The following is a 26,141-nucleotide window of genomic DNA, read 5'->3' on the forward strand; positions in this document are numbered from 1 at the left end:
CGCAGGATTAATCCTGTTTATCGGCTTCCTTGACCGGTTCTGCTGCTGCAGAGGGAGTGGGAGCGGCGCTGCTCTCACCAATTTTCTTTGGGGCATTTGCCTCTGCTTCATCTTCGGCCATACCTTTTTTAAAGCTTTTAATTCCTTTGGCCACATCCCCCATCATGTCGGAAAAACGGCCCTTGCCAAATAATAACAGCACCAAAATACCAACGACCAGCCAATGCCAAATACTCAAACCACCCATAATTTGCTCCATTCAGGCCAATTTTTCGGCCAATCATCTTCAATAAATTTAATATAGGCGCAATTTGCGCATTATCCAATATAGTATCCGCAAAGTTAGAATTTATTCGATCAATAAAATGTGAATTGATAAAAAATGGGCAAAAACTGCGCCCTATTCGTTCTATTCGCCATCATCTTCACCATTGCTTTTTTCATCCTCACTATCATTATCGGCGTTATCATCATCTACATGAAAATCCATGCTCTCCATCGCCTCATCCACGGGGTCGAGCAAACCTGCAGCGCGCAAATCATCAATTCCGGGCAAATCGCGCCGACTTTCCAACCCAAAATGCGTTAAAAAATCATCGGTTATTTTATAAATTAACGGGCGGCCCACAACCTCGCGCCGTCCGGCAGGGCGAACCCATCCTGCCTCCATTAACACATCCAAAGTCCCCTTGGAAATTTGTACACCCCTTATCGCCTCAATCTCTGCACGGCTGACAGGTTGATGATAGGCAATAATAGCCAATGTCTCCACCGCTGCGCGGCTTAATTTACGCACATCATCCTTGGTCCGCCGCAACAAATGGGCAAAATTTGGCGATGTTTCAAAATGCCATCGCCGCCCTCTTTTCACCAAATTCACCCCGCGATTTTCATAATGCTTGGTCAAAATTTGCAAGGCATTTTCTATATCGCCCTGCTCTCCCACAATTTTTTGCAATTCCAATATGCTAATCGGTTCTTCGCTGGCAAAAATGGCCGCCTCGAGTGCGCGTTCAAAAATATCATCGCCCATTTAATGCGCTCCATCCTTGGGCATGCCGGCCATTTGCCGCAACATCAAAGGCGCAAAGGGCGCATCTTGGCGAATTTCAACCCTGCCATGACGGGCCAATTCCAATGATGCCAAAAATGTGGATGCAAGCGCCGATTTACGATAGCCCGCATCTGCGCCTTCGCCCGCGCCCTCCCCCGCAAGGTTAAGGGGTAGGAAAGCAGAAATCTCGGTCCATTGTATAGCATGGCCAATCATTTTGGAAATTCGCGATAATGCATCCTCCAATGTCATGACGCGGCGTCTTTTCACCATATGAATGGCGGGCTTATTTCTGGATTGCACCTGACCATAGGCGGTCATTAAATCAAATAAATTACACGTCCATTTACGCTGTTTTACGATTTTTAATCCCTCTGGCGTGCCGCGAAAAAAAACATCACGGCCAATTCTGTTCCGCGCCAATAACCGCCCGCCGGCCTCTCGCATCGCGTTTAATCGCTCCAATCGCAATTGTAACCGCAGGGCAAGTTCCTCTGGCGAGGGGTCAATAGCCGGGTCTTTAGGTAATAATAAACCCGATTTTAAATAGGTAAGCCAAGCCGCCATCACCAAATAATCAGCCGCCAATTCCAATTTTAAATGCCGCGCACGTTCCACAAAATCAAGATATTGGGCCACCAGATCAAGGATGGATATCTGCCTTAAATCCACCTTTTGATGACGCGCAAGGGCCAATAATAAATCAAGCGGCCCTTCCCACCCATCAATATCAATGGTCAGGACATATTGATCATCCTGTTCATTTTTTACGCCCGTTTGCGTGTCGCCAAATAAAAATTCTGCTTCTCCCACAATATTTGATGTGGAGGAGACAGGAGATATTTCGTCAATTTTCGGCATTAAGCCGCCATTGCCAATAGCGCGTCTCTTTTCGCGATTAACGCATCATATTCATCGCGCGGCTGCATGCTTAATCCTTGCATGGCGCGGTCCAAACGCGCCAATGATTGCGGCGTCATGTCGGGCAGTTTTTCTGCCATTGCGGTCATATCGTCCATTTTCCCCCAACAATTTAACGCGACATCGCATCCCGCCTCAATTGCCTGCTTCGCCAAATCGGCAATATCGCCTTGTAACGCCTTCATATCCAAATCATCCGACATTAACCAACCATCAAAACCAATTTGGCCGCGAATAATATTTTGAATGATTGCTGGCGACAATGTGGCACAATTTTCTTTGTCCCACGCGGTATAAACAATATGCGCCGTCATCGCCATTGCGGATTGATTTAATTGTTTAAACGGCGCCATATCATGCTGTAAATCTTCTTCGCTGGCGTCCACAATTGGCAATTCCAAATGGCTATCGCTTTTTGATCTGCCATGGCCTGGAATATGTTTTAATATGCCCGCCACGCCGGCGCGCGCCATGCCGTCCAACACCGCCTGTCCCAATGCGGCAACTCGCTGCGGCTCACGTCCCAATGCACGGTCGCCAATAATATCATGTGCGCCCTCTTGCCGCACATCCAATAATGGCAAACAATTTACACTCACCCCTGCGGCGGCCAGATGATGCGCCAATGCCTCTGCATTTATGCGCGCCGCCTCAATCGCGCTAATCGGGGAGATATCATATAATTTATCAAATATTTCGCCATTTGGGAATTTGGGCCATAATGGAGCGGTCATTCTTTGCACGCGTCCACCCTCTTGATCGATTAAAATGGGCACATTGTCACGGCCCGACAATGCCCGCAAATCATCGGTCAACCGCCGTAAATTTTCTTTATCATCAATATTTCGGCCAAATAAAATATATCCCGCCGGATTAGATTCTTTGAAAAAGGCGCGTTCATTTTCGCTTAAACTTGTGCCCAAAAAACCAAAAATCGCAGGTAACATCAATTTTCCCCAATAATATATTATAGCCGTATAATATATTTCATTGCTGCGGATTTAGGCTTTATTCTTCGCGTAGACAAGCGGCATGACTAAGAAAATTGTGTATAATCTTATCAATATTATAACGTAAAAAAGCGATGCCGCCCAATATTGACATTTGACCAATATTAAACGCGCACCGCTTTTTCATAAAATTTAATAATATTAACGAACAACCAAGCAATTTTCACCCGCCGCACGCAATTTGGCGCAGATATCCTGTGCCTGTGCAGCATTGCCGACCCCCGCCTGTAAACGGAAAATTTTGCGGCCATTATCAACCTTGCCTTCAACAATTTTACGGTTGGCCGAGGATAGAAAACCAAAACGACTGGAAAGGCCAGACCATGCATTTTGCGCCGATGCAGAATCGCTAAACGCGCCAAGCTGCACCATTGCACCCGATGCACCGCCATTATTGGACGCACCATTTGCGGCCGCATTACCCTTGGCCGGTTCATTGCCATTTGCCGATGGATTGACCCCTGCTTTTGCAGTGGGGCTTTGCATATTTTCTTTTTCAGGGCCGGCGCCTGTGGGCAATTTTCGGCCATCGCTTGCCGCATAGGCCGCATCGCCCTCACCCTCAAAACTCTTGCCCTGGGGGTCTTCGGCCTTAACCTTATAATCGCCCTCTTGCGCGACGATTAAATCACCATTGCCAATGCCGCCTTGGGCGTTTTGGTTTCTTTGCCACCAATAAATACCGCCAATAATGGCCGCCAACATGGCCAATCCCGCCAATAATAACCCGATTATCCTGCTTGATGAAGGGCCGCTATCATATTCATAATCATCCGCCGTTTCCAACCAGGGCAGACGCTCTGTATCATCAAGGCCCAGACCCTGTTCATCCCCATCATATCCGTGATCATTATTCATCATATTATCATCCCCGCATTTTTTCAGCGTCATTAAAAATATAAAACTACATCTTTATACTTGCCTCAACCCCCAAAATATGAAGGCCATTTTTAATAACTTGCCCTATTTTTTCGGCTAAGAAAAGCCTTGCCGAGCTTAGCTTTTCATCCTGTGCCAATATGAAGCGTTTTTCGGGGCGGTCATTACCAATATTCCAATATGCATGATAAGCTGCTGCAATATCACCCAAATAAAATGCGATGCGGTGTGGTTCATATGCTTTTGCAGCGGCCTCAACTATTCGCGGGAAATTGGCCGCTTCTTTAATCAGCGCGATTTCCTCTGCGCCCAATTGATCCAAAAATTCAGCGCTTGGCACAAAATTTTCTTCTTCTTTTGCCTTTCTGATGGTCGAACAAATACGGGCATGGGCATATTGCACATAAAAAACCGGATTATCTTTTGACGCCTCAATCACCTTGGCAAAGTCAAAATCCATTTGTGCATCGGCCTTGCGCGTTAACATGGTGAAACGCACCACATCCTTGCCCACTTCTTCGACCACTTCGGCCAATGTCACAAAGCTGCCGGAACGTTTCGACATTTTAACCGGTTCGCCATTGCGCAGTAATTTAACCATTTGGACCAATTTAATGTCAAAGTCGATTTGCCCCTTGGTCAGGGCGGCAACCGCCGATTTAATCCGCTTTACCGTGCCCGCATGGTCCGCCCCCCAAATGTTAATCATCACATCTACATTATGGCTTTTTTGATGATGATATGCCATATCCGCGCCAAAATAGGTCCATTTGCCGTCAGATTTCTTAATAGGCCTATCCTGATCATCGCCAAATTTGGTTGATCGGAAAAGAGGCAGCTCAATCGGCTCCCAATCCTCTATAACCTTGCCCTTGGGCGCTTCCAATATACCATCATAAACCAAATCCTGGCTACGCAGCCATTTTTCGGCCTCCTCTGCCTTGCCTTCTTTATGAAGCGCCGCTTCGGATGAAAATAAATCATGCTTTATGCCCAACAGGCCAAGATCAGCTCTGATCATATCCATCATGGCATCGACCGCGGTTTCGCGGAAAATTTGCAGCCACTCGGCCTCATCCTTGCCCAAATAGGCATCGCCAAATTTATCGGCCAATAATTTACCCACCGGAATTAAATAATCCCCAGGATATAGTCCCTCGGCCAATTGGCCCACATCATGGCCCAATGCCTCTGCATAACGGTGATAGGCCGAACGCGCCAACACATCCACTTGCCCGCCCGCATCATTGATATAATATTCACGAACCACTTCATATCCGGCAAATTCCATCAATCCGGCCAATGCGTCACCCACCACAGCACCGCGGCAATGGCCCATATGCATGGGGCCGGTGGGATTTGCCGAAACATATTCAATATTTGCCCTTTTCCCCTTGCCCAATATGGAACGCCCATATTCATCGCCAAACTTAGCAATAATATTCAGCTCATCCAGCCAGCTTTCCCGCGTCAATCGCAGGTTGATAAAGCCAGGCCCGGCGATATCGCCGCCATCCACCATCGCCAAATCGGTTATTTTAGGAAGGATAATTTGTGCCAAGGTGCGCGGATTTGTTCCCGCCGGTTTGGCCAACACCATCGCAACATTGGTTGAAATATCCCCATGGCTGGCATCACGTGGCGGCTCGACCGTTATATTGGCGCGTGACAGACCTGCAGGCAAGGCTTTTTCCGCCTCCAGCGCGTCTAAAATCCTGTGTAATTCATCAGTAAATTTTGCAAAAATGCTCACGTTACAATATCCAACCCATAATAAAAAGTTCATCATTCCAAATGACAAAAAGAATAGCCATTATCAATGGCTATCCCAAAAAATTCATCGCTCAACGCCAAAATATTGGCGCAAATTATTAAAAATCAGCGCGTTGCATTATATTTAAATTGCTCTTCGGTCAGTTGAAAACCAATTAACAATTCAAAACTGGACCGCAAAATCGCCGATTTAACCGCAGGATCGGACATTGGATCAACCGCAGCATCTGCATCGCCTGCACGCCGTTTACGGGTGATTTTATCAACTATATCCTCGGGTAAACGCGCCGCCACTGGGTCCAAATAACTGGCCGCTTTTGCTGGTGCAGATGCGCGATATTCGCCATCCGCAAACGAAATATCCACCGTGCCAATACGTTTGGCAACAACCGCGCTGCCGCCCTGCACCACGGTGGAAAAATAAGGTAGGCTGATGGTCCGTGCGCCGCGATTATCCGAACGACGTGCCTGCACCTCAAAATTTGCCTCAGTGTAAATTTTCTCGCCCTCTGAATTACAGGCAGAACGAACATTGGTAACCACCGCAACCACGTCTATAGCGCTGGCATCTTGGCTGGTCACGGGATCAAAAATGGTAATATCACCTGTTCCATCGGGAATGGCGACCGCAGGACAGCCCGTGCGAGATGCGGTAATACCCACACCGCTGGAAACATCAATGTCACCATCGCCCCGGCAAGAGGCCAATAAAGGAATGGTCAATGATAATAAAATCAATTTTTTATTCAGCGTCACAATATCTGTCCTTATTCATTCATATTGGGTCAGCGCAGCCTCATCATATGAAACAACATCCCTATCCCTTCATGAAATTTTCTACCTATCACCTTGTCCTTATCCATTGCAGCCCAGCCATGCAATAAGCCATATCAGGAATATGAAAGAATATTTCACCCCTTTATTGGCACAATATCCGCAAAAAAGCATGGATTTTTAACAAAATGATATTACATGCAATACATTGATAACATGACCTGTAAATGAATGAGGTGACATTTTGACCGATTCAACCAAAATGCCGATGAAAATCTTGCTTGCTGCACCGCGCGGTTTTTGTGCCGGTGTGGACCGCGCGATTAAAATTGTCGAACTTGCCTTAAAAAAACATGGGGCGCCGGTTTATGTGCGCCATGAAATTGTGCATAATAAATATGTTGTGGATGATTTGCGGGCAAAGGGCGCAATTTTCGTTGAGGAATTGGACGAAGTGCCATCGGGCGCCCATGTTATTTTTTCGGCTCATGGAGTTCCGAAATCCGTACCAATTGACGCGCAAAACCGCAATCTTGAATATTTTGACGCCACCTGCCCGCTTGTGTCAAAGGTGCATAGACAGGCAGAGCGGCAGGTTGCTGCTGGACGGCATATCTTATTTATTGGCCATGCCAATCATCCAGAGGTTATCGGCACATTTGGTCAAGTGGCCAATGGCATGATGACATTGATTGAAACCAAAGAAGATGCCGAAAAAATTGAAGTGCAAGATCCTGAAAATCTCGCATTTTTGACGCAGACTACTCTGTCCGTTGATGATACGACCGAAATTATCAATATTTTACAGACCAGATTTCCTCAAATAGTCGCGCCCAAGGGCGAGGATATTTGCTATGCAACATCCAACAGGCAAGATGCCGTTAAAAAAATAGCACGGAATAGCGATGTTTTATTGGTCATTGGTGCACCCAACAGCTCCAATTCCATGCGATTGGTGGAATTGGCCGCGCGGATGGGTTGCGAAGCAAAATTGGTGCAACGCGCAGATGAAATTTTATTTAATTGGCCCGAAAGCGTCAAAGTAATTGGCTTAACCGCCGGGGCATCTGCGCCGGAAATATTGGTTCAAGAGGTGATTGACCGTATTGCCACCAAATATGAATTGGAAATTGAAACCATTCAAACGGTTGAAGAAAATATCGCCTTTAAACTTCCCAAACAGCTTGAGACTGCGGCATAATATGGCTGTATTTACGCAGGTTTCGGCCGAACAAGTCGATTTATTTTTAGAAAATTTTGATGCCGGCAATTTAATAAGCTTAAAAGGCATTGCCGAGGGTGTTGAAAATAGCAATTTCCTGTTGGAAACCGATAAAGCCCGATATATTTTGACCATTTATGAACAACGGGTCGATGTGAATGATTTGCCCTATTATATCTCCTTGCTTGATCATTTAAGCACCTCTAACTGCCCCGTTCCCGCCTTTATTAAGGATAAATCGGGTAATGTGGTTCAACAAATTGCGGGAAAATCGGCATGTCTTATTGAATTTATGGAGGGCGTATCGCTTCAACATCCGACCGAAAAATTGGCGCTTGAGGCGGGCAAGGCTATGGGCCAAATGCATCTTGCAGCGCATGGATTTACACAACAACGTGAAAATAAAATGGGCCAAGCGCATTGGGCCAATTTGCTGGCATCATGTGAGAAAGAGGCCCGAGACAGCTTTGGCGATGAATTGATCGACAATATGAAATTGGAATGTGGTTTTTTAGAGGCTTATTGGCCAAAATCCCTCCCCAAATCCACCATACATGCCGATTACTTTCCTGACAATCTTTTGATATTAAATGAAAAAGTAAATGCAATTATAGATTTTTATTTCGCGTGTAGCGACATTGCATTATTTGACGTTGCCATCGCGCACAGCGCATGGTCGTTTCATTCTGAAACAAATATCTACCAAGAAAATATTGGCAATATGTTTTTATTGGGTTATCAACAACATCGCATATTAAGTGACGAAGAAAAAACAATGTTCACCATATTATGCAGGGGCGCATCGATGCGATTTTTTCTATCGCGTCTATATGATTGGATTAACACACCGCCATCGGCTTTGGTGATGCGTAAAGATCCTTTAATATATTATAGGCGGCTGCAGCATTATATTGAACATGGGGTAAAATGGCCAAATTAGTTGAAATTTACACCGATGGCGCGTGCAAGGGAAATCCTGGACCGGGTGGTTGGGGCGCGATTATTCGCTATGGCAAGCATGAAAAAGAAATTTCCGGCCATGAAGGCGAAACCACCAATAACCGCATGGAAATGATGGCCGCGATAAAGGCGTTAAATATTTTAATCGAACCTTGCGACGTGCAATTATATACTGACAGCAAATATTTATGCGATGGCATGAACCGTTGGATTGACGGATGGAAACGCAATGGCTGGAAAAATGCATCCAAAAAACCGGTTAAAAACGCCGATTTGTGGCATGAATTGATTGAAGCAATAAAGCGTCATCAGGTAACATGGAATTGGGTAAAGGGTCATGCTGGCCATGCTGAAAATGAACGCGCCGATGCTTTGGCGACAAGCGCGGCAGATGAAGCCGCCGCGTTGATAAATTAAACCAGCTAATCAATTAAAATTCAGGCCAAAATATTATATGGCCATTTGACTATTCTGCCTCGCGAATTTCAGCAGTAGGTCCATTTTTCTGAATTGATTCAATGGCGTTTAGGGCAGATTTTTTGCTACTATATCCCTCGGTCCAAAACATTGTTTCGCTATTATATTTAAAATAGGCGACATGCTCACCCTTTTTATTTTTTTTAATTTCAAAATAATGTGCCATGATTTTTCCTCTCTTGACGATAATTATTGCAACAATATATCAATAAAAATATGTGGGGTGCAAATATTATATTGAGTAATTACATTATTTTATACCATTTTACACCGGATTAAATTTTTGTTCAAAACCTTGCCGGTGAATATTGAATATTATCAATTATGGGGATATTTTGCGCCATTCTATCCACTCTATTTTCACCAAATATAAATTCACTTAATTTTCTCGCAGCAAGGGCGGCAATTGCAGGCGATGTTTGAATGCCAAATCCACCCTGTCCAGCCAACCAGAAAAAATGATCATTGCCTTTATCCGCGCCAATAATGGGCAATCTGTCGGGTGCAAAACTGCGCAGCCCCGCCCATTTAGTCACCATTTTTTTTATCGGCCAATTCACCACTTTTTGAAACCTGTCTATGGCAATTGCAACGTCCATTTCATCGGCCGATACATCACATGGCGGGGATGCGGTTTCATCATGCGGGCTTAGCCAAATATGATTTTTACCACTATCTTTAAAATAAAAACTGCCATCCAATCCCAAGATTAAGGGGGTGGGCATGTCATCTTGTCGTTCCACCTCCAATTCAATCATGGTGCGCCGATATGGACGGATGGATAAAGGGTTGATGCCGCAATTTTGTGCCACATTATCCGCCCATGCTCCGGCCGCATTCACCAATATTTTGGCGGTGAAATGCGCCCCCTTTATATCAACATGCCATTGCCCATTTTTCCATATAGCCTTTAATAATTCAGCATTACATTTAATATCAATTTGCTTTTTTCGTGCTTGGCGCAAAAATGAATGATGCAATGCGGCGACATTTATATCCCGGCAATTTGGTTCCCAAATACCAATATCCCATTCGCCGCGCAGACCGGAAATTTTTGTCTCAATTTGCGCTTTATTTACCAATTCATATGCAAAATTTGACATTTCATATGCAGTTAAAAATTTTTGCCTTTGCCCGTCATCCAGCTTAGTTCCAATATGCAGCGCACCCCGATTGGATAAAAAACCCTCTTCATTAAAATCTTTTGGCGGCGTCATTAAAAATTGCCCCGATGCGCTGGTCAATGGTTCGACCAATGGCCCGCCATAGCTTTCGGACCAAAATGCGGCGGAACGGCCCGTTGAGTGCCGCCCTGGCATATCCTCCATCTCACATAATGCAATGTTCAAATTATCAGGCAGAAAGGCCGCAAGGCTGCCCCCCGCAATGCCTGCGCCAATAATTATTATGTCATAATCGCTCATGCGTTAGGCCAATATCAATCAACTATGCTTTTGAATAAAATCAAAAATTTCGCCCATCACCTTGTCCCTGACCGGATCGGCTTCCCGCAATAATTCATGCGCGGCCTCTTTTCCATATAGCACCAATTTTGCATTGGGCATACGTTTAGCATCTTTAATAATGCGTCCCGTATCTACCAATTTATCATTTGTAGTGGCCAATATCAAAGTAGGCGTTTTTATTGCCCCCATAATGGTATCATTGTCCAAATCATGAACTGATTGCATGGCGCGTTCAACCCAATGCCAACTGCCCGGGCCTAATTTCACCTCTGGCCGTTCCCCCCACCAGAAAATTTCATCATCATAACGCTCTGCATCATGCGTTAAAATTCTCGACCTCATCGATTCCGGCGATAATGGTTTCTCACTTACTTTCCATGCTGGTTTTTCGCCCCTGCCCAATGCAACCATCATTTTTACAGCAAAATGATTAAACCAGCGCGGCATACCGCCCGATTGCATAGATAGCATAGGCGCTGATAAAATCACCATATCAGGGTTTATTTTTTTCTCTGCCAATGCGCGGACAGCCAAATGCCCGCCCATGCTGTGCGCAACAACAATATGCGGCCCTACATTATTCGCCGCCCATTTTTCATAAAAACCGGTTAAATCGTCAATCCATGTGGAAAAATCATCAATATAACCAACATTTTGATCGGCCAATAACCGACCGGAAAGCCCCTGCCCACGCCAATCAATTGCCGTTACATTTAATCCATTTTCGGAAAATTGAACCAAGGTTTCCAAATATTTTTCATAATGATCACCGCGACCGGGCAAAAATAATAAAGACCCCTTGGGCTTAATAGAGTCAATAGAATCAGGCTGTTGTTTATTTGCCTTTATATCGATTCGTCTAATCAACCACCCATCATTGGCACTCCAAAGGCTTTCACTCGCATTAACTGGTATTTTACGGCCATTAAATTTAACTTTATTGTTCATTTGCGAATTTCCGTTTCTTTTTTTTTACAATCCTTTGGCCGTAGTTACTATTTGGTAAGTATTGATGGTTAATAGTCATATTCATGACTGAAACATATATACAATACGCCCTTGGGGTCTTTTTAGGAATCAACCTATGCTATTGCATATATACCGATTTCAAATCTAGGCTAATCTATAATTATATCACTTTGCCTATTGCGCTTGCAGCGCCAATTTATTGGTATGCAACAGGCGACACTTCTTTTTCAGCCATCGCAACACATCTTGCCATTGGGATAGGAACATTCCTATTTTATTCCATTTTCCATAAATTTGGATGGATGGGCGGCGGCGATGTTAAATTATTTGCCGCTTTGGCATTTTGGTTTGATTTCGTCACCGTGGCAAAAATGCTTTTATACGCCGCTGTTTGTGGCGGGCTATTAACCGTTCTTTTGTTGATGTGGCATATCGCATTCAAATCAAAGAGAAAATTACAAATCCCATATGGGGTTGCAATCGCTGTGTCCGCTTTATGGACAGTCAGTGAACGAATTTTTAACCATTTTACGTGAATAAGGGTGTCTCAACCGAAGGACCCTTAGGAGGCCAAGTTCGTCATGGATAAGAAAAAAGTAATATTGCTGGTCGGTGCGATTGTTTTCGCAATGTTTGCAGCATTTATGGCAAAAAGTTTGTGGTCAGGCTCTTCTGCGCCTGTTGCTCAAGCACAAAAGCCAGCCGCGCCCAGCGGCCCAATGATATTGGTGGCGACTCGTTCGTTGCCAGTTGGCACTATTATTACGGCGGACAGCTATCGCTATCAGCCTTGGCCAAAGGACCTTATCGAAGAAGCCTATTTTGTAAAAAAAGGCGAAGCAGGTGCGAATCTGGCGCAAGAGCTTGATGGTACGGTTGTGCGCAACCCCATTACCGCTGGTCAACCGATTACAAAAGGTGCTTTGGTTGCACCTGGCGATCGCGGTTTCCTTGCGGCGGCGCTTGGCCCTGGCATGCGCGCAGTGACTGTTCCTGTATCGGCATTAACCGGTGTAGCAGGATTTGTCTTCCCTGGTGACCGTGTAGATTTGGTTCTAACGCAAAAGGTAAATGGTGTTGAGGGGCCGACATTAAATGTTTCGGAAACCATCATTCGCAACATGCGCGTGCTGGCAACCGATCAAAGAGCACAGCCCAGCCTTGATGATAAGGGTAATACTGTGGTTAATTCTTATAAATTGGTCACTTTAGAAGCCACTCCGCGTATCGCAGAAAAAATCTCCGTTGCGCAAACCATTGGCACAATCAGCCTCTCCCTTCGTTCACTTGCCGATAATAGCGCCGCGATTGAAAGCGCCCTTGCATCAGGCAATTTGAACATTCCAAAAGGCGCAAGCCGCGAGGAAGAAGAAAAAATCCTACGTGGGCTGGCCCAAAAGCCAACATCTGGAAAAACTTCATATTCAACAGGCGGTGATGTCTCTCGTTTCCAACGCAGCACCATCCCCCCAATGACCGCAAAACAACAAGAAAAAATTGAGGAAATAAGAAAAGGCCCGGTCGTGAACATCTCACGCGGCGGCAACAGACAACAAGTAGAATTTTAATTGGAACGTCTGATGACCATCCTCAATAAAAAAGACAGGAATTATGCGATGAAAACCCGCTTTTTAAGCTCAGCCACCGCGATGGCAATGTCGCTATCGGTATTGGCCTCTGCAACTATTGCCCTGCCATTTAGCGTCAGCGCCCAAGCGGCAGAACCAGTATTGCTGTCCATTGGGAATGGTAAACAGGTTAATCTGACCAGTGCGATTACCGATATTGTGGTTGCCGATCCGCGTATTGCCGATGTTGATGTTAAATCACCGCGTCAAATTTATATTTTCGGTAAAGCGGCTGGTGAAACAACGGTATATGCAACCAATGCGGCGGGTAAAACAGTTTATCAGGTCACGATTAGAGTGGGCCAAAATATCGAAAATGTTGACGATATGTTTGCTCTGGCCATGCCTGATGCACAGGTGAATATCACCAAATTAAATGGTGTATATTTGCTTACCGGAACCGTTGCCCAACCCGAAGATGCCGCCGAAGCGGAATCATTGTTAAAGGCATTTTCCGGTGATGTTCAGGTGGTGAACCGTTTGAAAACCGCCACCCCAATGCAGGTGAATTTACAGGTCCGCATTGCCGAGGTCAGCCGTTCTCTATCTAAAGCAATCACCTCTAATTTGGTGACGCGGGATAATACAAATGGTTTCCAATTTGGTTTAGCCCGTGGCCGCAACGCGGTTACCATTGGCGATGTTGATACATCTTCCTTGCCACTTGTTGATGCGTCGTCAAATTATGGGTTGCCCGCTGGTTCACTCAGCCTGCCCTTTGATCCTGCAACCGGACAATTTGTGACTGGTGGTCGGGCTGTTACATTTAACAACCCCACAACAGGGGCAAGCGCAATTGCCGGCATCGCGACATTATTTGGCATGGATGTTGGCGCGGCATTGGATGCTTCTGAACAAGCAGGTTTAATCACCACATTGGCACAACCAAATTTGACAACTGTTTCGGGTGAAACTGCCAACTTCTTGGCTGGCGGCCAATTCCCCATTCCCGTATCATCTGGTCTTGGTTCAACATCGGTTGAATTTAGAAATTATGGTGTCAGCTTAACCTACACGCCAACCGTTTTATCCGATGGCCGCATTTCATTGCGCGTAAAGCCAGAGGTTTCGGATATTTCAAGCCAAGGCGCTGTGCGTATCAATGGTTTGGAAATCCCTGCCCTGACCACGCGAACCGTTGAAACCACGGTGGAGCTTGGCTCTGGCCAAAGCTTTATGATTGGCGGGTTAATCAGCAATAGCATGCAAAGTTCGGTCGATAAAATGCCCGGCGCTGGCGATATTCCCATTTTGGGTAGCTTGTTCAAATCAAATGGCTGGCGCAAAAATGAAACCGAATTGATGATTATTGTGACGCCATATTTGGTGAAGCCTGTTTCGGAAAGTGAAATTGTCTTGCCGACCGATGGTTTTGAATCTCCCAATGATTTGGAACGGTTATTATTGGGCAAAGTTTCCAAGAAAAATGCGGACGTCAAACGTCCAGGTCCCACGGTCCAAACCGAAACGGTGACCGATCCTGGATTTAATGCCCCACCACAATCATCTGCGCCTGTGTCTGGTCAAAAAAACACCGCGCCTAGCAATAATGCATCAACCCCTGGCTTCAGCTTTAATAATTGATCTGAAACAAATTTAGGAGAATAGACATGAAAGTCAGAAATTTCTTATTCGCCATCTTGGCCGGATCAACTGTTGCAGCATGTGGCGGCGCTCCATCATCCGGCCTATATTCCGTGCATCAACCCGTTGTAACCCGTACAAATTACGTATTGGACGTTAATGTTGATGGCAATGGCGCAATTTCAGGACGCGAAGCAGTGCGCGCTGCGGAATGGATGGAGGCCCTTGGCCTTGGCTATGGCGACAAAATTGCTATTGATGCGGGGGATAATCGTAATGGATATGGATCAAAACAATCATTGGCAGAAATGGCATCGCGCCATGGCATGTTAATATCCGAAACTGCGCCAGTAACCCCGGGATATATTGCACCAGGAACGGTTCGTATCGTGGTTAGCCGCTCTACCGCAGCTGTGCCATCCTGCCCAGATTGGAGCACATCAACCGATTCCAATTTCAATGGCGGAAATCATTCCAATCATGGATGCGCCATGAACAGCAATTTGGCAGCCATGGTTGCCGACCCAGAAGATTTAGTGCGCGGCCGCGAGGATAATCGCAACCAAGCACGCGATAAAACAAAGGCAGTTGATGCCTATCGCGCAAAAGCAAAAACAACCGGAAGCGCAGGAGGTAATTAATCATGAATGCACCTTGGAAATCAGGATCATCCTCTGACAAAGACCCATATGGCGCCTATGTTTGTGACGATGCCACATCCGATGTCATCCGCAGTGTTGTCGGCGAAATGGGATGGGCAGAAGAAAAATGCTTTAAGGGCGGTTTACGTAATGCAGTGCAGTCGCTTTCTGTATCGGCAAGCCCGCAAATCCTTCTTGTTGATTTGTCCGAGTCCGGCGATCCATTAAATGACATTAATTCCCTGGCCGAAGTATGCGAGCCTGGCACTATTGTTATTGCCATGGGACAGGTAAATGACGTTCGTCTATATCGTGATTTAATCATCTCTGGATTGCATGATTATCTGCTTAAACCAATTAGCCCAGACAGCTTGCGCGATGCATTTGCACAGGCGCAAATTGCATTAACCGCGCCAAAGCATGAAGAAAATGCTGGTGAGAAAATTCATATTTCCACCGCAGTTATTGGCACAAGAGGCGGCGTTGGCGCATCAACAATCGCCACCAGCCTTGCATGGATTTTTAGCGAGAAAAAAGGCCATAGCACTGGATATTTGGATTTGGACGTGCATTTTGGCACGGGCGCCTTGACTTTGGATTTAGAACCAGGCCGCGGCCTGACCGATGCCATTGATAATCCCAGCCGTATTGATGGTTTGTTCATCGAACGCGCGATGATTAAGGCAAATGATAAATTGGCAATTTTATCTGCCGAGGCATCAATGAATAATCCATTGATGAGCGACGGCAGCGCATTTTACCAATTACAGGAAGAATTTAGAGCTTCATTTGAAGCAACAGTGATTGATTTACCGCGCAATATGCTGGTCAATTATCCGCATCTTGTGCATGATGTGAACGTTAATATTGTTGTATGTGAGCTTACCTTGGCCTCTGCACGTGATGCCATTCGCATCATTGCTTGGTTAAAAAGCAATTCGCCAAATAGCAAGATTTTCATCGTCGCCAATAAAACACATAGTTCAGGCAGTGAATTATCACGCAAGGACTTTGAAGATTCAATCGACATGAAAATTGATCTTATTATTCCTGCTGACTTTAAATCAATGGCACAGGCGTCAAAGCTTGGCCAACCGGTTGTGCAGGCGGTGTCATCTTCGAAAATCAGCCAATTTGTAACTACATTGTCCGACATGGTCGAAGGCTCTGCCGCACCAGCCGAAGAAGGCGATGAAGGCAAAAAGTCAAAATCATTATTTGGCAAAATTGGTGATTTAAAATCCATTTTATCCACCAAGCCAAAGGTAGATGCATAGGTAATTTGGGCGGTAAATTTCTGCCCAATAGCCTGATTTTAAGAATATATGAGGACCGAATAAATGAATTCACAACTGACCATATTTTTGACTTTGTCAGGCGTACTTGGCTTCATTGTCCTCGCTTTTTTGGCGTTTAATGATGGTGCGGGCAAAACCGTTGCAAAACGGATAAATGCCATTCGCGTTCGCCATTCCGATAGTTCGGATGTTAAGGTGGAACAACAAATGCGCAAGGCGATTGCCGCGCGCCGCCCCATTAACGCATCGGATATCAGCCAATTAAGCAGGTCAGACAAATTAAGATTGCGGCTAACCCAAACCGGCAAAAGATGGGAAATTAAAAATTATTTAATTGCCTGTGCCTCTATTGCTGCTGTATTTTTTATGTTGTTATTCTTAAAAGGCGCACCCTTATTATTGGCCGTTTTTGTGGGCATTTCATTGGGTCTTGCCTTACCCCATATGTTTGTGGGGCATTTAATCAACAAACGGATCAAAAATTTCACGTCAAGTTTTCCCGATGCAATTGAATTATTAGTTCGCGGATTAAAATCCGGTTTGCCCGTTGGTGAAACATTGGGCGTTGTGGGACGCGAAGTAGATGGGCCAGTTGGCGAAGAATTTAAAATGGTAACCGAAAAAATTAAAATCGGTAAAACCATGGAGGACGCGCTTCAAGAATCTGCCGATCGTTTGGACACGCCGGAATTTCAATTTTTCGTCATTACCCTGGCCATTCAACGTGAAACCGGCGGTAACTTGGCCGAAACATTGGCAAATTTGGCCAATGTGCTGCGCAGCCGTGCGCAAATGAAATTGAAAATTCGGGCCATGTCATCTGAATCAAAGGCTTCGGCCTATATCGTTGGTTCACTGCCTTTCCTTGTTTTCGCAATGGTATGGTATGTTAACCCGGATTATTTGGGCGGATTTTTTTACGAAGAACGCTTAATCATTGCGGGCATAATCGGCCTTGTGTGGATGGGTATTGGTGTGGCCATTATGGCCAAGATGGTGAGTTTTGAAATATGAATATTACATTATTACCAATATTGGCACAGGCGCAAATTAAGGGACCAACCCTTTATGGCGTGGATGTTTTGTGGGTCGCCACCATTTTATTCGGCCTTGCCGCGCTGGGCGTGATAGTCGCCATTTATGCTGCATTGACTGTGCGTGACCCGATGGCAAAACGCGTTAAGGCGTTAAACGAACGGCGCGAACAATTAAAGGCGGGTATTACCGCATCAACGGCCAAAAAACGGGCCAAACTTGTCGGGCAAAGCAATACTACCGATAAAATGCGCAACATGCTGTCGTCGATGAAGGTTTTACAGACTGATCAGGTTAAAGAAGCACAGCAAAAATTATTCCAAGCCGGCATTAGACGCAAAGAATTGGCCGTTACTGTTATTTTCAGCCGTTTAATCCTGCCTATCGTGCTTGGTGGCGGCAGTGCGCTTGCCATATATGGTTTTGGGATGCTGGCCGATTGGAGTCCGCTGAAAAAATTTGGCGTGTTCGCGGTTTGCACCATCATTGGGTATAAGGCGGCGGATATTTATTTGGGTAATATTATTGCCAAACGGACCGATGCCATTCGTAAAGGACTTCCCGATGCGCTAGACCTTTTGGTGATTTGTGCAGAAGCTGGCCTGACCGTGGACGTGGCGTTTAACCGTGTGGCAAAGGAACTTGGCCGTGGTTATCCCGAATTGGGCGATGAATTTGCGCTTACCTCTATCGAGCTTGGCTTTTTATCCGAACGGCGTCAGGCATTTGAAAATTTGGCATATCGCGTGGATTTAGATGCGATTAAAGGCGTGGTGACGACCATGATCCAAACCGAAAAATATGGTACGCCCTTGGCATCTGCGCTTCGCGTTTTATCCGCTGAGTTCAGAAACGATCGGATGATGCGCGCCGAAGAAAAAGCGGCCCGTCTGCCCGCCATTATGACTATTCCGCTTATTTTGTTCATTCTGCCCACCTTGTTCATCGTGATCCTTGGTCCTGCGGCATGTTCAATCGGCGATGCATTTGCCCCTGGCGGCGCAGGTTCGACAACATAAATATATAAATAAACTACACAAAAAAGCCCGCTATTTTTCGTAGCGGGCTTTTTTATTTAATGGTCTATCTGTTTTTAAACAGTGACCACTTGCTGTTCAATCGCGCCAAAAATACTATGCCCTGCATCATCCTGAACCTCTATCCGGATAATATCGCCATGGGTCATGAATGCTGTTTTCATTTCCCCCATTTGGATTTTTTCCACCATGCGGATTTCAGCAATACAGCTATATCCCAGCCCGCCTTCGGATACGGGTTTACCTGGCCCACCATCGGCGCCGCGATTGGAAACTGTACCTGAACCAATGATGCTGCCTGCGCCCAAATTGCGCGTCTTGGCAAGATGCGCGATTAAAACGCCAAAATCAAATGTGCAATCATCGGACGCCACAGCCCTGCCAAAATGGGAGCCATTATAATCAACCAATAAAGCGCGGTGCAATTTGCCATTCTGCCAATATTCACCCAATTTTTCAGGCGTCACAAAAACTGGGGATAATGCACTGGCGGGTTTGGATTGGACAAAACCAAACCCCTTGCCAATTTCAGCAGGAATTAAATTACGCAGCGACACATCATTGACCAAACCGACCAATTTAATATGTTTTAACGCATCCGATGCGCTAACCCCTTGGGGGACATCGTCGGTGACCACCACAATTTCCGCTTCAAAATCACAACCCCATGCCTCATCGGCTAATTTAATTGGGTCGCGCGGTCCCAAAAATTCATCTGACCCGCCCTGATACATTAACGGGTCATGCCAGAAACTATCGGGCATTTCTGCGCCGCGCGCCTGTCGAACCAATGCGACATGATTGACATAGGCCGAACCATCGGCCCATTGATAGGCGCGGGGTAATGGCGCATCCGCCACCCGTTCATGAAAACGATGCTTCGGAATAACATCATGGGCAAGGTCAGTTGCTAATGCCTCCAAATGCGGGGCAATATCGGCCCAATTGTCCAATGCATATTGCATGGTCGGTGCAATATGCCCCGCCTCTGCATACCATGCCAAATCATCAGACACGACGACAAGCTGTCCATCACGACCTTTTTTAAGCGATGCCAATTTCATGAAATTACTCCTCCGGATCTTTATGCAACCAATCTGCGTGGCGCGGTGCTTTTTTGGTTTGGCTCCATTCGTCCAACATTAATGGGGCAACGCGGTGCAATTCTGCATATTGTTCAGCATTGCCTATATTGCATGCAAGTTCAAGCCGATGACCATTGGGATCAAAGAAATATATTGAACGGAAAATTCCGTGAAATGTCGGCCCGATAACCTCAACACCCTGTGTTTCGATATGCGCCTTGGCCGCCAATAATGCTTCAACATCGCTGACTTCAAATGCAATATGCTGCACCCATGCCGGTGTATTGGGGTCTTTGCCCATTTTGGGCTGATTGGGTAATTCGAAAAAGGCGATGACATTGCCGCCGCCCATTTCCAAAAATATATGCATATAGGGGTCATATTCGCCCGTTGATGGCACATGATCCTCTGCAAAGGCGGTGGTAAATTTCATCCCCAAAAGATTTTGGTAAAAATCCGCCGTTTCCTTTGCATCATTGCATCGATAGGCAACATGATGAATGCGCGATATTGAAATGGGGGATGATGATGGCCCGTTCATGATTTTGTCGCCGGAATAACACCGCGCCTCATTTGGTCCAATTCAATGCTTTCAAACAAAGCCTTAAAATTGCCCTCACCAAAACCGTCATTCCCCTTGCGCTGGATAATTTCAAAGAATATTGGGCCGACCATATTTTCGGTAAAAATTTGCAATAATAATCCGCCGCCCGTTTCCGGTGCACCGTCAATTAAGATTTTTCGTTTTTGCATTTCGGCAACATCATGGCCATGGCCGGGCAATCGCTGATCCAACATTTCATAATAGGTATCGGGTGTGTCCTGAAATTTAATGCCCCGCGCACGCAGCGCATCAACCGTGGCGAAAATATCATCGCTGGCCAATGCAATATGCTGAATCCCCTCGCCGCGATATTCGCGGATAAATTCTTCAATCTGGCTATGGTCATCCTGACTTTCATTTAATGGGATGCGAATTTTATCATCCGGCGCGGTCATCGCCTTTGAAAATAGACCGGTAGATTTACCCTCAATATCAAAATAACGTATTTCACGAAAATTGAACAATTTTTCATAAAAACCAGCCCAAATATCCATGCCGCCACGTTTCAAATTATGCGTCAAATGGTCCAATGTGTGCAGGCCAACCGATTTATCATCACGGCCCGCGCCCTCCACATGTTTAAAGTCCACATCATATATGCTGTTCGCACCATAACGATCGACCAGATATAAATTTGACCCACCAATCCCCTTAATCGCGGGAATGGAAAGCTCCATTGGCCCAACAGGGCCCTGCACTGCCTCTGCACCATTGGCCACAACATGGTCAAATGCCGCGCGCGCATCATTTACGCGAAACGCCATGGCATTTGCCGATGGACCATGATCGGCGCGAAATTCGGCAACCTGCCCCTCTGGTTCCATATTCAACAGGAAATTTATGTCACCTTGCGTATAATGGCGCACATTTTTGCTGCGGTGCGTGGAATATAAAGTAAATCCCATGGCTTCAAATAAATTGGCCAATAATTCTGGCTCTGGATGGGTATATTCAACAAATTCAAAACCGTCTAGACCGGCGGGATTGGGATAATTGGTCATTCATGCATCCTTTGAATTAAATAATTTATGGCAAATATGGTAACAATTGCAACTATATTGTGCAAGCAAAAAGATGCAGCAAATCTTTTATTTCGCTTCTTTATTTTTTCGCTTCACGCTAGGTGGAGGAAATATGGCCGATTATGCAAAATCCACTAACCCGCTTGTCCAACATCAATTGGACCGCCTATGGAATCTTTCCCCGGGAAAGGACGTGCTTGGCCTTGAACGCATCACAATATTATTGGAAAGATTAGGCAATCCGCACCTTGACTTACCGCCCATTTTCCATGTGGCGGGCACAAATGGCAAGGGGTCAACTATCGCATTCCTGCGAAGCGCGTTGGAGGCAGCGGGCCATAAGGTTCATATTTATACCAGCCCGCATTTGGTCAATTTTAACGAACGCATCCGCATTTCGGGTCAGTTAATTAAAGATGATTATTTGGCCCAATTGCTGGCTCAAATTCTGGACATAGCAGAGGATATTCACGCCAGTTTTTTTGAGGTCACTACAGCCGCCATGTTCCTTGCCTTTGCAAAAAACCCTGCCGATGCCTGTATTATCGAGGTCGGCCTTGGCGGACGGTTAGATGCAACCAATGTCATTACATCCCCACTTGTCACTGGCATAGCCTCCCTTGGCATTGATCATGAGACGTTTTTGCTTGCCCCCGAAAAAGGTACACCAACCATAGCAATGGAGCGTATTGGATGGGAAAAGGCAGGAATTGCCAAAACGGGCCGCCCTCTTATCATCGCAAATCCATGCGCAAATGCCATGAACGGTATTAAATTAGCGGCCAAAAATGCAGGTGCGATAATATATAAACAGGGCGATGCATGGTGGGGCAATTATGATGAAAGCCATATCGAATATCGCGATGATGATTTTTCGATTAGAATCGCACTGCCCGCCCTTTATGGGCAGCATCAGGCGGAAAATGCCTTGCTCGCCACCGCGATGCTGCGTCACCAAAATACGCTTCATATCCCTGAATCTGCCTATCTTGACATGGTCAAAAATGTTCGATGGCCCGCGCGATTACAAGCTTTGGCCAACGGCCCCTTAACCGCACCATTGCCGCAAAATATAGCCATATGGTTGGATGGCGGGCATAATGTGGATGCGGCGCAGCGTGTGGCCCAATTTTTGGCACAGCAAAGCATGAATGGTGAAAAATTCATCTTAATATTCGGCATGCTGGCCAATAAGGATGCATCTGCATTTATTAATATATTGGCGCCCTATATTGATATATTCATCGCCTTGCCCATTGATGGTCATGATCATTATCACCCCGAAATGCTTTGCAATATTGCAAAGGATGCCGGCATAAAGCATCAATTTCCCGCGTTTCAAGTCGAACAAGCTATTGGCATTGCAGCAAAGATGGCAACAGGCACAGAATATACGCATAAAATGCTGATTTCCGGATCGCTATATTTGGCAGGTGAAATTTTGCGTAAAAATGACCAAATCCCGATTTAATGGGCAATTATTGGCGCGCATGAATATGCCCATAAATATTATATAATCCTCAAAGATACAGCAACTGCTATAATTTATCCACTTTGCATGCGCTCATGCAATGATGATAAAGCATTATTTTGATGCGATAAATAAGCTATTGGAACATCACTTCAACAAAAAATAGCTTATATCTTATTATTGATATTGACTTGCAATAACAATAATTGCATCCTTCAAAAAGAAGGAGCAAATATGTTAAATCAACAAGAAATGATGAAAATCCTGCCCTATCAGGTGCCAAAATCGCGCGCGCAAATGCTAATTTTATATTGTGTGCGCCGCATGGGCGCGTGGGGCTTGCATGATGCAATGGCAGCAAATGCAATGCTCAATAATTTCGGCCTATCCTATCAACGCCCATTAATCCTGCTCCGCAATTATATGCAGGAAAGTGCCAAAACATCGGTGAAAAGGATCAAAATCGCGCCCTGTTGCTGTCGCCGCGCCACCCATGATGAAAAAAACATGCTGACTATCCTTGCTTTATCTTTGGACAATCCGCACAAAGCAACTTCGCATTTAACGCTGTTGACTGGCATGGTCGATAATATGCGCCTTTTAACATGTGCACAGGCGTTAAGCGCGGCCTTTACCGATTTGGGCCATCCTATATCATCCCAAATGCAGGATGATTAAAAATGGAGAGACGATTTAAGTCGTCTCTCCATCATCGGTTTTACCCGCTGTACCCGCCGCCTCATCGACCAATCCGGACCGCAACAAAAACCAAAAAAGGAAAATGCCGGGCAATGCGGCAAAGGTGGTCAATATATAAAAATTGACATAGCCCACACCTTCAATCAAGCCGCCCGCCGTCGTACCGGTTAAGAAACGGCCCACAATACTCGCCCCCGCAGAGATTAACGCATATTGCGATGCGGTAAATCGCAAATCACAAAGCGCAGAGAAATATGCGACCACGGCAACGCCGCCAAAACCGCTGGCAATATTTTCAAACCCAATTGCCGCTGCCATCGCCCAATTATTATGCCCCGATGCGGCAAGTCCGGCAAAAGAAAGATTGCTAACCGCCATTAAAATAAGGCTTAGCATCACCGATTTTTTCATCCCCAAACGGCTGTAAATCATGCCGCCAATGAAAATGCCGATTAAATATGCCCAAAACCCTATACCCACATCGTAAAAGGCCACTTCATCATTGGTGAAGCCCAAATCTTCGAATAATAAACGGAATGTCAAATTGGCCAAAGTGTCACCAATTTTATGTAATAGGATGAATAATAAAACCAACCATGCGCCATGGCGTTGGAAAAACTCAACAAAGGGATTATAGGCCGCTGCCGCCATTTGGGCGATAGTTTTACGCTCAATCGGGTCGCGCCGGCGCGCCGGCTCACCCATTATCAACGCCGTTATCATGGCGGGCAAGGCAAAGGCTGCACATGCCAAATAGGCAATGTTCCAGCCATAACGCGCCGCCACGACAAGTGCCAATGCGCCAGCCCCCGCCGATCCAATGCGCCAACCATATTGGCTCATCCCCGAACCAACGCCCAATTGTTCTGGTTTTAACAATTCAATACGATATCCATCAATAACAATATCATAGGTTGCACCCGCAATGCCCACGAAAATCGCGGATAAAGCAACATAGGCAATATCAGCAGACGGGTCAGCAAAGGCCAAATTGGCCACAGCCGCAATCACCAAAACCCCACTAAATAGCATCCATGAAACACGTTGGCCCAATCGGCCAATAAGGGGCAATGTCACCCCATCAACAATCCATGCCCATAAAAATTTGAAATTATAGGCAAGGAATATAAGCGAGAAAGCCGTCACCGCCTTTTTATCAATGCCATCCTGAGCCAATCTTGTCGTCAATGTCGCGCCAATCATGGCATAGGGAAATCCAGAGGACATGCCGACAAATAATGCGGCCAAAGGACCAGATTCAAAATAGGGTTTAACCGATGAAGGTAATTTTTCCTTTGGGAAAAATTTCACCAACAATAAAAATATCGCCCCTGCGGCCAACCAATAATAACTATTGCTCATGGATTATCCCCACCCATTTTAAAAAATCTGTTTATATCGCCAATAGCTAAAGCATTTTTCATGAATGGCCAGTGACTTTTATCAATTTTTGGTTCATGGGGACAATATGACCGAAAAACGCCCCCCCAAAGCCCATAATGCACAAGGTGCAAAGGGCGAGAAACGCCCCAAATTATCACCACGGCCCAGCGATGACGCACGTGCAAATAAAAATATGTCCCGCGCAAAAAATATAGTGCGGCCCGCCAAAACTGGATGGCAGCCCGAATTGGACAGCATGGCAGAGGCCGAATATTCCGGCCCGCGCGACAGCAAGGGTAAACCGCGCCGCCATTTACCCTCCCCCGGTAGGCCAGATGAAAAACGCGCCTTTCGGCCACGCCGCCCGGCAAATGCTGCCCCATCAAAAGGCAATTTGGAACGTAAAGATGGCGAAGAACGCATTGCCAAATTATTGGCGAGAGCTGGGGTTGCCAGCCGCCGAGAGGTGGAGCGCATGATTGCCGATGGCCGCGTGGAACGTGACGGTGTGCCCATAACCACCCCCGCAACAATGTTAAAAACCCTACATGGGATAAGCGTGGATGGAAATTTGGTGAAACAGGCAGAGCCGACCAAATTATTCCTGTTCCACAAACCCAATGGATGTTTAACTGCGGAGCGTGATTTTTCGGGCCGCAAGACTATTTATGACTTTCTGCCTGCCGATTTACCCCGCCTGATGCCCATTGGCCGATTGGACCTGAATACCGAAGGTTTATTGTTAATGACCAATGATGGCGAGTTTAAGCGCCAAATGGAATTGCCCTCCACCGGAGTTGAACGCACCTATCGCGCCCGAACATTTGGCGATGTAACACAGGAACAATTGGAGGATTTATTTAATGGCATTGAAATTGACGGCATAAAATATGGCCGCATTCACGCCAATTTGGAACGCCGCACAGGCAGCAATCAATGGATTGAAATCACCCTGACCGAGGGTAAAAACCGCGAGGTTCGCCGCGTTCTTGAACATTTGGGATTAAAGGTAAGCCGGTTAATCCGCACCAGCTATGGCGCATTTACCCTTGGCGAAATGGCCCCGGCAGATATTAGCGAGGTGCGCAAATTTGACCTTGTCATGTTCCGTAAGACGCTTGACACGCAATTGGCGAAAAAGGGATAAAT

The 26,141-nt window shown here is 46.0% G+C and carries 27 protein-coding genes; 13 read left to right on the top strand and 14 right to left on the bottom strand.

Annotated features, from left to right (window positions below; translation table 11 throughout):
• Positions 1-7 precede the first annotated feature (7 nt).
• The 7 genes from LPB140_RS12460 to LPB140_RS09580 form a co-directional block, all read right to left on the bottom strand.
• The gene (locus tag LPB140_RS12460) at positions 8-247 is read right to left on the bottom strand and encodes a twin-arginine translocase TatA/TatE family subunit (protein ID WP_072560770.1); all 240 of its coding nucleotides are present in this window, start codon (positions 245-247) and stop codon (positions 8-10) included.
• A gap of 162 nt (positions 248-409) precedes the next feature.
• On the bottom strand, positions 410-1,033 hold the full coding sequence (gene scpB, locus LPB140_RS09555; protein WP_072559638.1) for an SMC-Scp complex subunit ScpB: 624 nt from the start codon (positions 1,031-1,033) through the stop codon (positions 410-412).
• Positions 1,034-1,915, bottom strand: coding sequence for a segregation and condensation protein A (locus LPB140_RS09560; protein ID WP_083550261.1), 882 nt, complete (start codon positions 1,913-1,915; stop codon positions 1,034-1,036). It abuts the gene before it with no gap.
• Positions 1,915-2,922 carry a beta-N-acetylhexosaminidase gene (nagZ, locus tag LPB140_RS09565; RefSeq protein WP_072559639.1) on the bottom strand — a complete coding sequence of 336 codons (1,008 nt, stop codon included), beginning with the start codon at positions 2,920-2,922 and terminating at the stop codon, positions 1,915-1,917. Before nagZ ends, LPB140_RS09560 begins: the two co-directional genes overlap by 1 nt.
• A 204-nt stretch (positions 2,923-3,126) precedes the next feature.
• Positions 3,127-3,846 carry an SPOR domain-containing protein gene (locus tag LPB140_RS09570; RefSeq protein ID WP_198024103.1) on the bottom strand — a complete coding sequence of 240 codons (720 nt, stop codon included), beginning with the start codon at positions 3,844-3,846 and terminating at the stop codon, positions 3,127-3,129.
• 43 nt (positions 3,847-3,889) lie between these two features.
• Positions 3,890-5,617 (bottom strand): arginine--tRNA ligase, encoded by a 1,728-nt coding sequence (argS, locus tag LPB140_RS09575; protein ID WP_072559640.1) that lies wholly within the window; start codon positions 5,615-5,617, stop codon positions 3,890-3,892.
• 125 nt (positions 5,618-5,742) lie between these two features.
• Positions 5,743-6,393 (bottom strand): hypothetical protein, encoded by a 651-nt coding sequence (locus LPB140_RS09580; protein ID WP_418346531.1) that lies wholly within the window; start codon positions 6,391-6,393, stop codon positions 5,743-5,745.
• Between the two features lie 262 nt (positions 6,394-6,655).
• Between LPB140_RS09580 and ispH the strand changes: the two genes are divergently transcribed.
• The 3 genes from ispH to rnhA are packed head-to-tail and all read left to right on the top strand — an operon-like array spanning position 6,656 to position 9,010.
• Positions 6,656-7,612 (top strand): 4-hydroxy-3-methylbut-2-enyl diphosphate reductase, encoded by a 957-nt coding sequence (gene ispH, locus LPB140_RS09590; protein WP_072559642.1) that lies wholly within the window; start codon positions 6,656-6,658, stop codon positions 7,610-7,612.
• Between the two features lies 1 nt (position 7,613).
• Positions 7,614-8,573 (top strand): homoserine kinase, encoded by a 960-nt coding sequence (gene thrB / locus LPB140_RS09595; RefSeq protein WP_072559643.1) that lies wholly within the window; start codon positions 7,614-7,616, stop codon positions 8,571-8,573.
• Entirely contained in the window at positions 8,561-9,010 is a 450-nt protein-coding gene (rnhA, locus tag LPB140_RS09600) for a ribonuclease HI (RefSeq protein ID WP_072559644.1), read from the top strand. Before thrB ends, rnhA begins: the two co-directional genes overlap by 13 nt.
• A gap of 49 nt (positions 9,011-9,059) precedes the next feature.
• On the opposite strand, the gene LPB140_RS09605 is transcribed toward rnhA, so the two are convergent.
• The 3 genes from LPB140_RS09605 to LPB140_RS09615 form a co-directional block, all read right to left on the bottom strand.
• A complete protein-coding gene (locus tag LPB140_RS09605; RefSeq protein ID WP_072559645.1) occupies positions 9,060-9,236 on the bottom strand; it encodes a YegP family protein in 177 nt (58 codons plus the stop codon).
• A gap of 121 nt (positions 9,237-9,357) precedes the next feature.
• Positions 9,358-10,494 carry an NAD(P)/FAD-dependent oxidoreductase gene (locus LPB140_RS09610; RefSeq protein WP_072559646.1) on the bottom strand — a complete coding sequence of 379 codons (1,137 nt, stop codon included), beginning with the start codon at positions 10,492-10,494 and terminating at the stop codon, positions 9,358-9,360.
• An 18-nt stretch (positions 10,495-10,512) separates the two neighbouring features.
• The gene (locus LPB140_RS09615; RefSeq protein ID WP_072559647.1) at positions 10,513-11,484 is read right to left on the bottom strand and encodes an alpha/beta fold hydrolase; all 972 of its coding nucleotides are present in this window, start codon (positions 11,482-11,484) and stop codon (positions 10,513-10,515) included.
• An 83-nt stretch (positions 11,485-11,567) separates the two neighbouring features.
• Here LPB140_RS09615 and LPB140_RS09620 point away from each other — a divergent pair, with 83 nt between their 5' ends.
• The 7 genes from LPB140_RS09620 to LPB140_RS09650 all read left to right on the top strand — a co-directional run bounded on the left by LPB140_RS09620 (position 11,568) and on the right by LPB140_RS09650 (position 18,710).
• A complete protein-coding gene (locus LPB140_RS09620; protein WP_072559648.1) occupies positions 11,568-12,041 on the top strand; it encodes an A24 family peptidase in 474 nt (157 codons plus the stop codon).
• A gap of 45 nt (positions 12,042-12,086) precedes the next feature.
• Positions 12,087-13,073, top strand: coding sequence for a Flp pilus assembly protein CpaB (gene cpaB / locus LPB140_RS09625; RefSeq protein ID WP_072559649.1), 987 nt, complete (start codon positions 12,087-12,089; stop codon positions 13,071-13,073).
• A 48-nt stretch (positions 13,074-13,121) separates the two neighbouring features.
• Positions 13,122-14,717 carry a type II and III secretion system protein family protein gene (locus LPB140_RS09630; protein WP_198024104.1) on the top strand — a complete coding sequence of 532 codons (1,596 nt, stop codon included), beginning with the start codon at positions 13,122-13,124 and terminating at the stop codon, positions 14,715-14,717.
• A 26-nt stretch (positions 14,718-14,743) separates the two neighbouring features.
• Positions 14,744-15,358, top strand: a complete 615-nt coding sequence (locus LPB140_RS09635) for a CpaD family pilus assembly protein (protein ID WP_072559651.1) — start codon at positions 14,744-14,746, stop codon at positions 15,356-15,358.
• A gap of 2 nt (positions 15,359-15,360) precedes the next feature.
• Positions 15,361-16,635 carry a P-loop NTPase family protein gene (locus tag LPB140_RS09640; RefSeq protein WP_072559652.1) on the top strand — a complete coding sequence of 425 codons (1,275 nt, stop codon included), beginning with the start codon at positions 15,361-15,363 and terminating at the stop codon, positions 16,633-16,635.
• Between the two features lie 63 nt (positions 16,636-16,698).
• Positions 16,699-17,670, top strand: coding sequence for a type II secretion system F family protein (locus LPB140_RS09645; protein ID WP_072559653.1), 972 nt, complete (start codon positions 16,699-16,701; stop codon positions 17,668-17,670).
• Positions 17,667-18,710, top strand: coding sequence for a type II secretion system F family protein (locus tag LPB140_RS09650; protein WP_072559654.1), 1,044 nt, complete (start codon positions 17,667-17,669; stop codon positions 18,708-18,710). Before LPB140_RS09645 ends, LPB140_RS09650 begins: the two co-directional genes overlap by 4 nt.
• A 74-nt stretch (positions 18,711-18,784) precedes the next feature.
• On the opposite strand, the gene LPB140_RS09655 is transcribed toward LPB140_RS09650, so the two are convergent.
• The 3 genes from LPB140_RS09655 to hppD are packed head-to-tail and all read right to left on the bottom strand — an operon-like array spanning position 18,785 to position 21,418.
• Positions 18,785-19,792: a fumarylacetoacetate hydrolase family protein gene (locus LPB140_RS09655; protein WP_072559655.1), complete on the bottom strand. Its 1,008-nt coding sequence runs from the start codon at positions 19,790-19,792 to the stop codon at positions 18,785-18,787.
• Between the two features lie 4 nt (positions 19,793-19,796).
• Complete coding sequence (locus tag LPB140_RS09660) at positions 19,797-20,354, bottom strand: VOC family protein (RefSeq protein ID WP_072559656.1); 558 nt, start codon at positions 20,352-20,354, stop codon at positions 19,797-19,799.
• A complete protein-coding gene (gene hppD, locus LPB140_RS09665; RefSeq protein ID WP_072559657.1) occupies positions 20,351-21,418 on the bottom strand; it encodes a 4-hydroxyphenylpyruvate dioxygenase in 1,068 nt (355 codons plus the stop codon). Before hppD ends, LPB140_RS09660 begins: the two co-directional genes overlap by 4 nt.
• A 133-nt stretch (positions 21,419-21,551) precedes the next feature.
• Between hppD and LPB140_RS09670 the strand changes: the two genes are divergently transcribed.
• Together LPB140_RS09670 and LPB140_RS09675 are read left to right on the top strand one after the other, a co-directional pair.
• Positions 21,552-22,910 carry a bifunctional folylpolyglutamate synthase/dihydrofolate synthase gene (locus tag LPB140_RS09670; protein ID WP_072559658.1) on the top strand — a complete coding sequence of 453 codons (1,359 nt, stop codon included), beginning with the start codon at positions 21,552-21,554 and terminating at the stop codon, positions 22,908-22,910.
• Between the two features lie 234 nt (positions 22,911-23,144).
• Complete coding sequence (locus tag LPB140_RS09675) at positions 23,145-23,588, top strand: DUF6628 family protein (protein WP_083550268.1); 444 nt, start codon at positions 23,145-23,147, stop codon at positions 23,586-23,588.
• A gap of 15 nt (positions 23,589-23,603) precedes the next feature.
• Here the strand turns inward: LPB140_RS09675 and LPB140_RS09680 are convergent, their stop codons facing one another.
• Positions 23,604-24,971 carry an AmpG family muropeptide MFS transporter gene (locus LPB140_RS09680; protein WP_083550270.1) on the bottom strand — a complete coding sequence of 456 codons (1,368 nt, stop codon included), beginning with the start codon at positions 24,969-24,971 and terminating at the stop codon, positions 23,604-23,606.
• Between the two features lie 64 nt (positions 24,972-25,035).
• On the opposite strand from LPB140_RS09680, the gene LPB140_RS09685 reads away from it, so the two are divergent.
• Entirely contained in the window at positions 25,036-26,139 is a 1,104-nt protein-coding gene (locus tag LPB140_RS09685) for a pseudouridine synthase (protein ID WP_232223392.1), read from the top strand.
• The last annotated feature ends 2 nt before the right edge of the window (positions 26,140-26,141 follow it).

It is taken from the genome of Sphingorhabdus lutea (assembly GCF_001889025.1).
GTDB lineage: Bacteria > Pseudomonadota > Alphaproteobacteria > Sphingomonadales > Sphingomonadaceae > Sphingorhabdus_B > Sphingorhabdus_B lutea.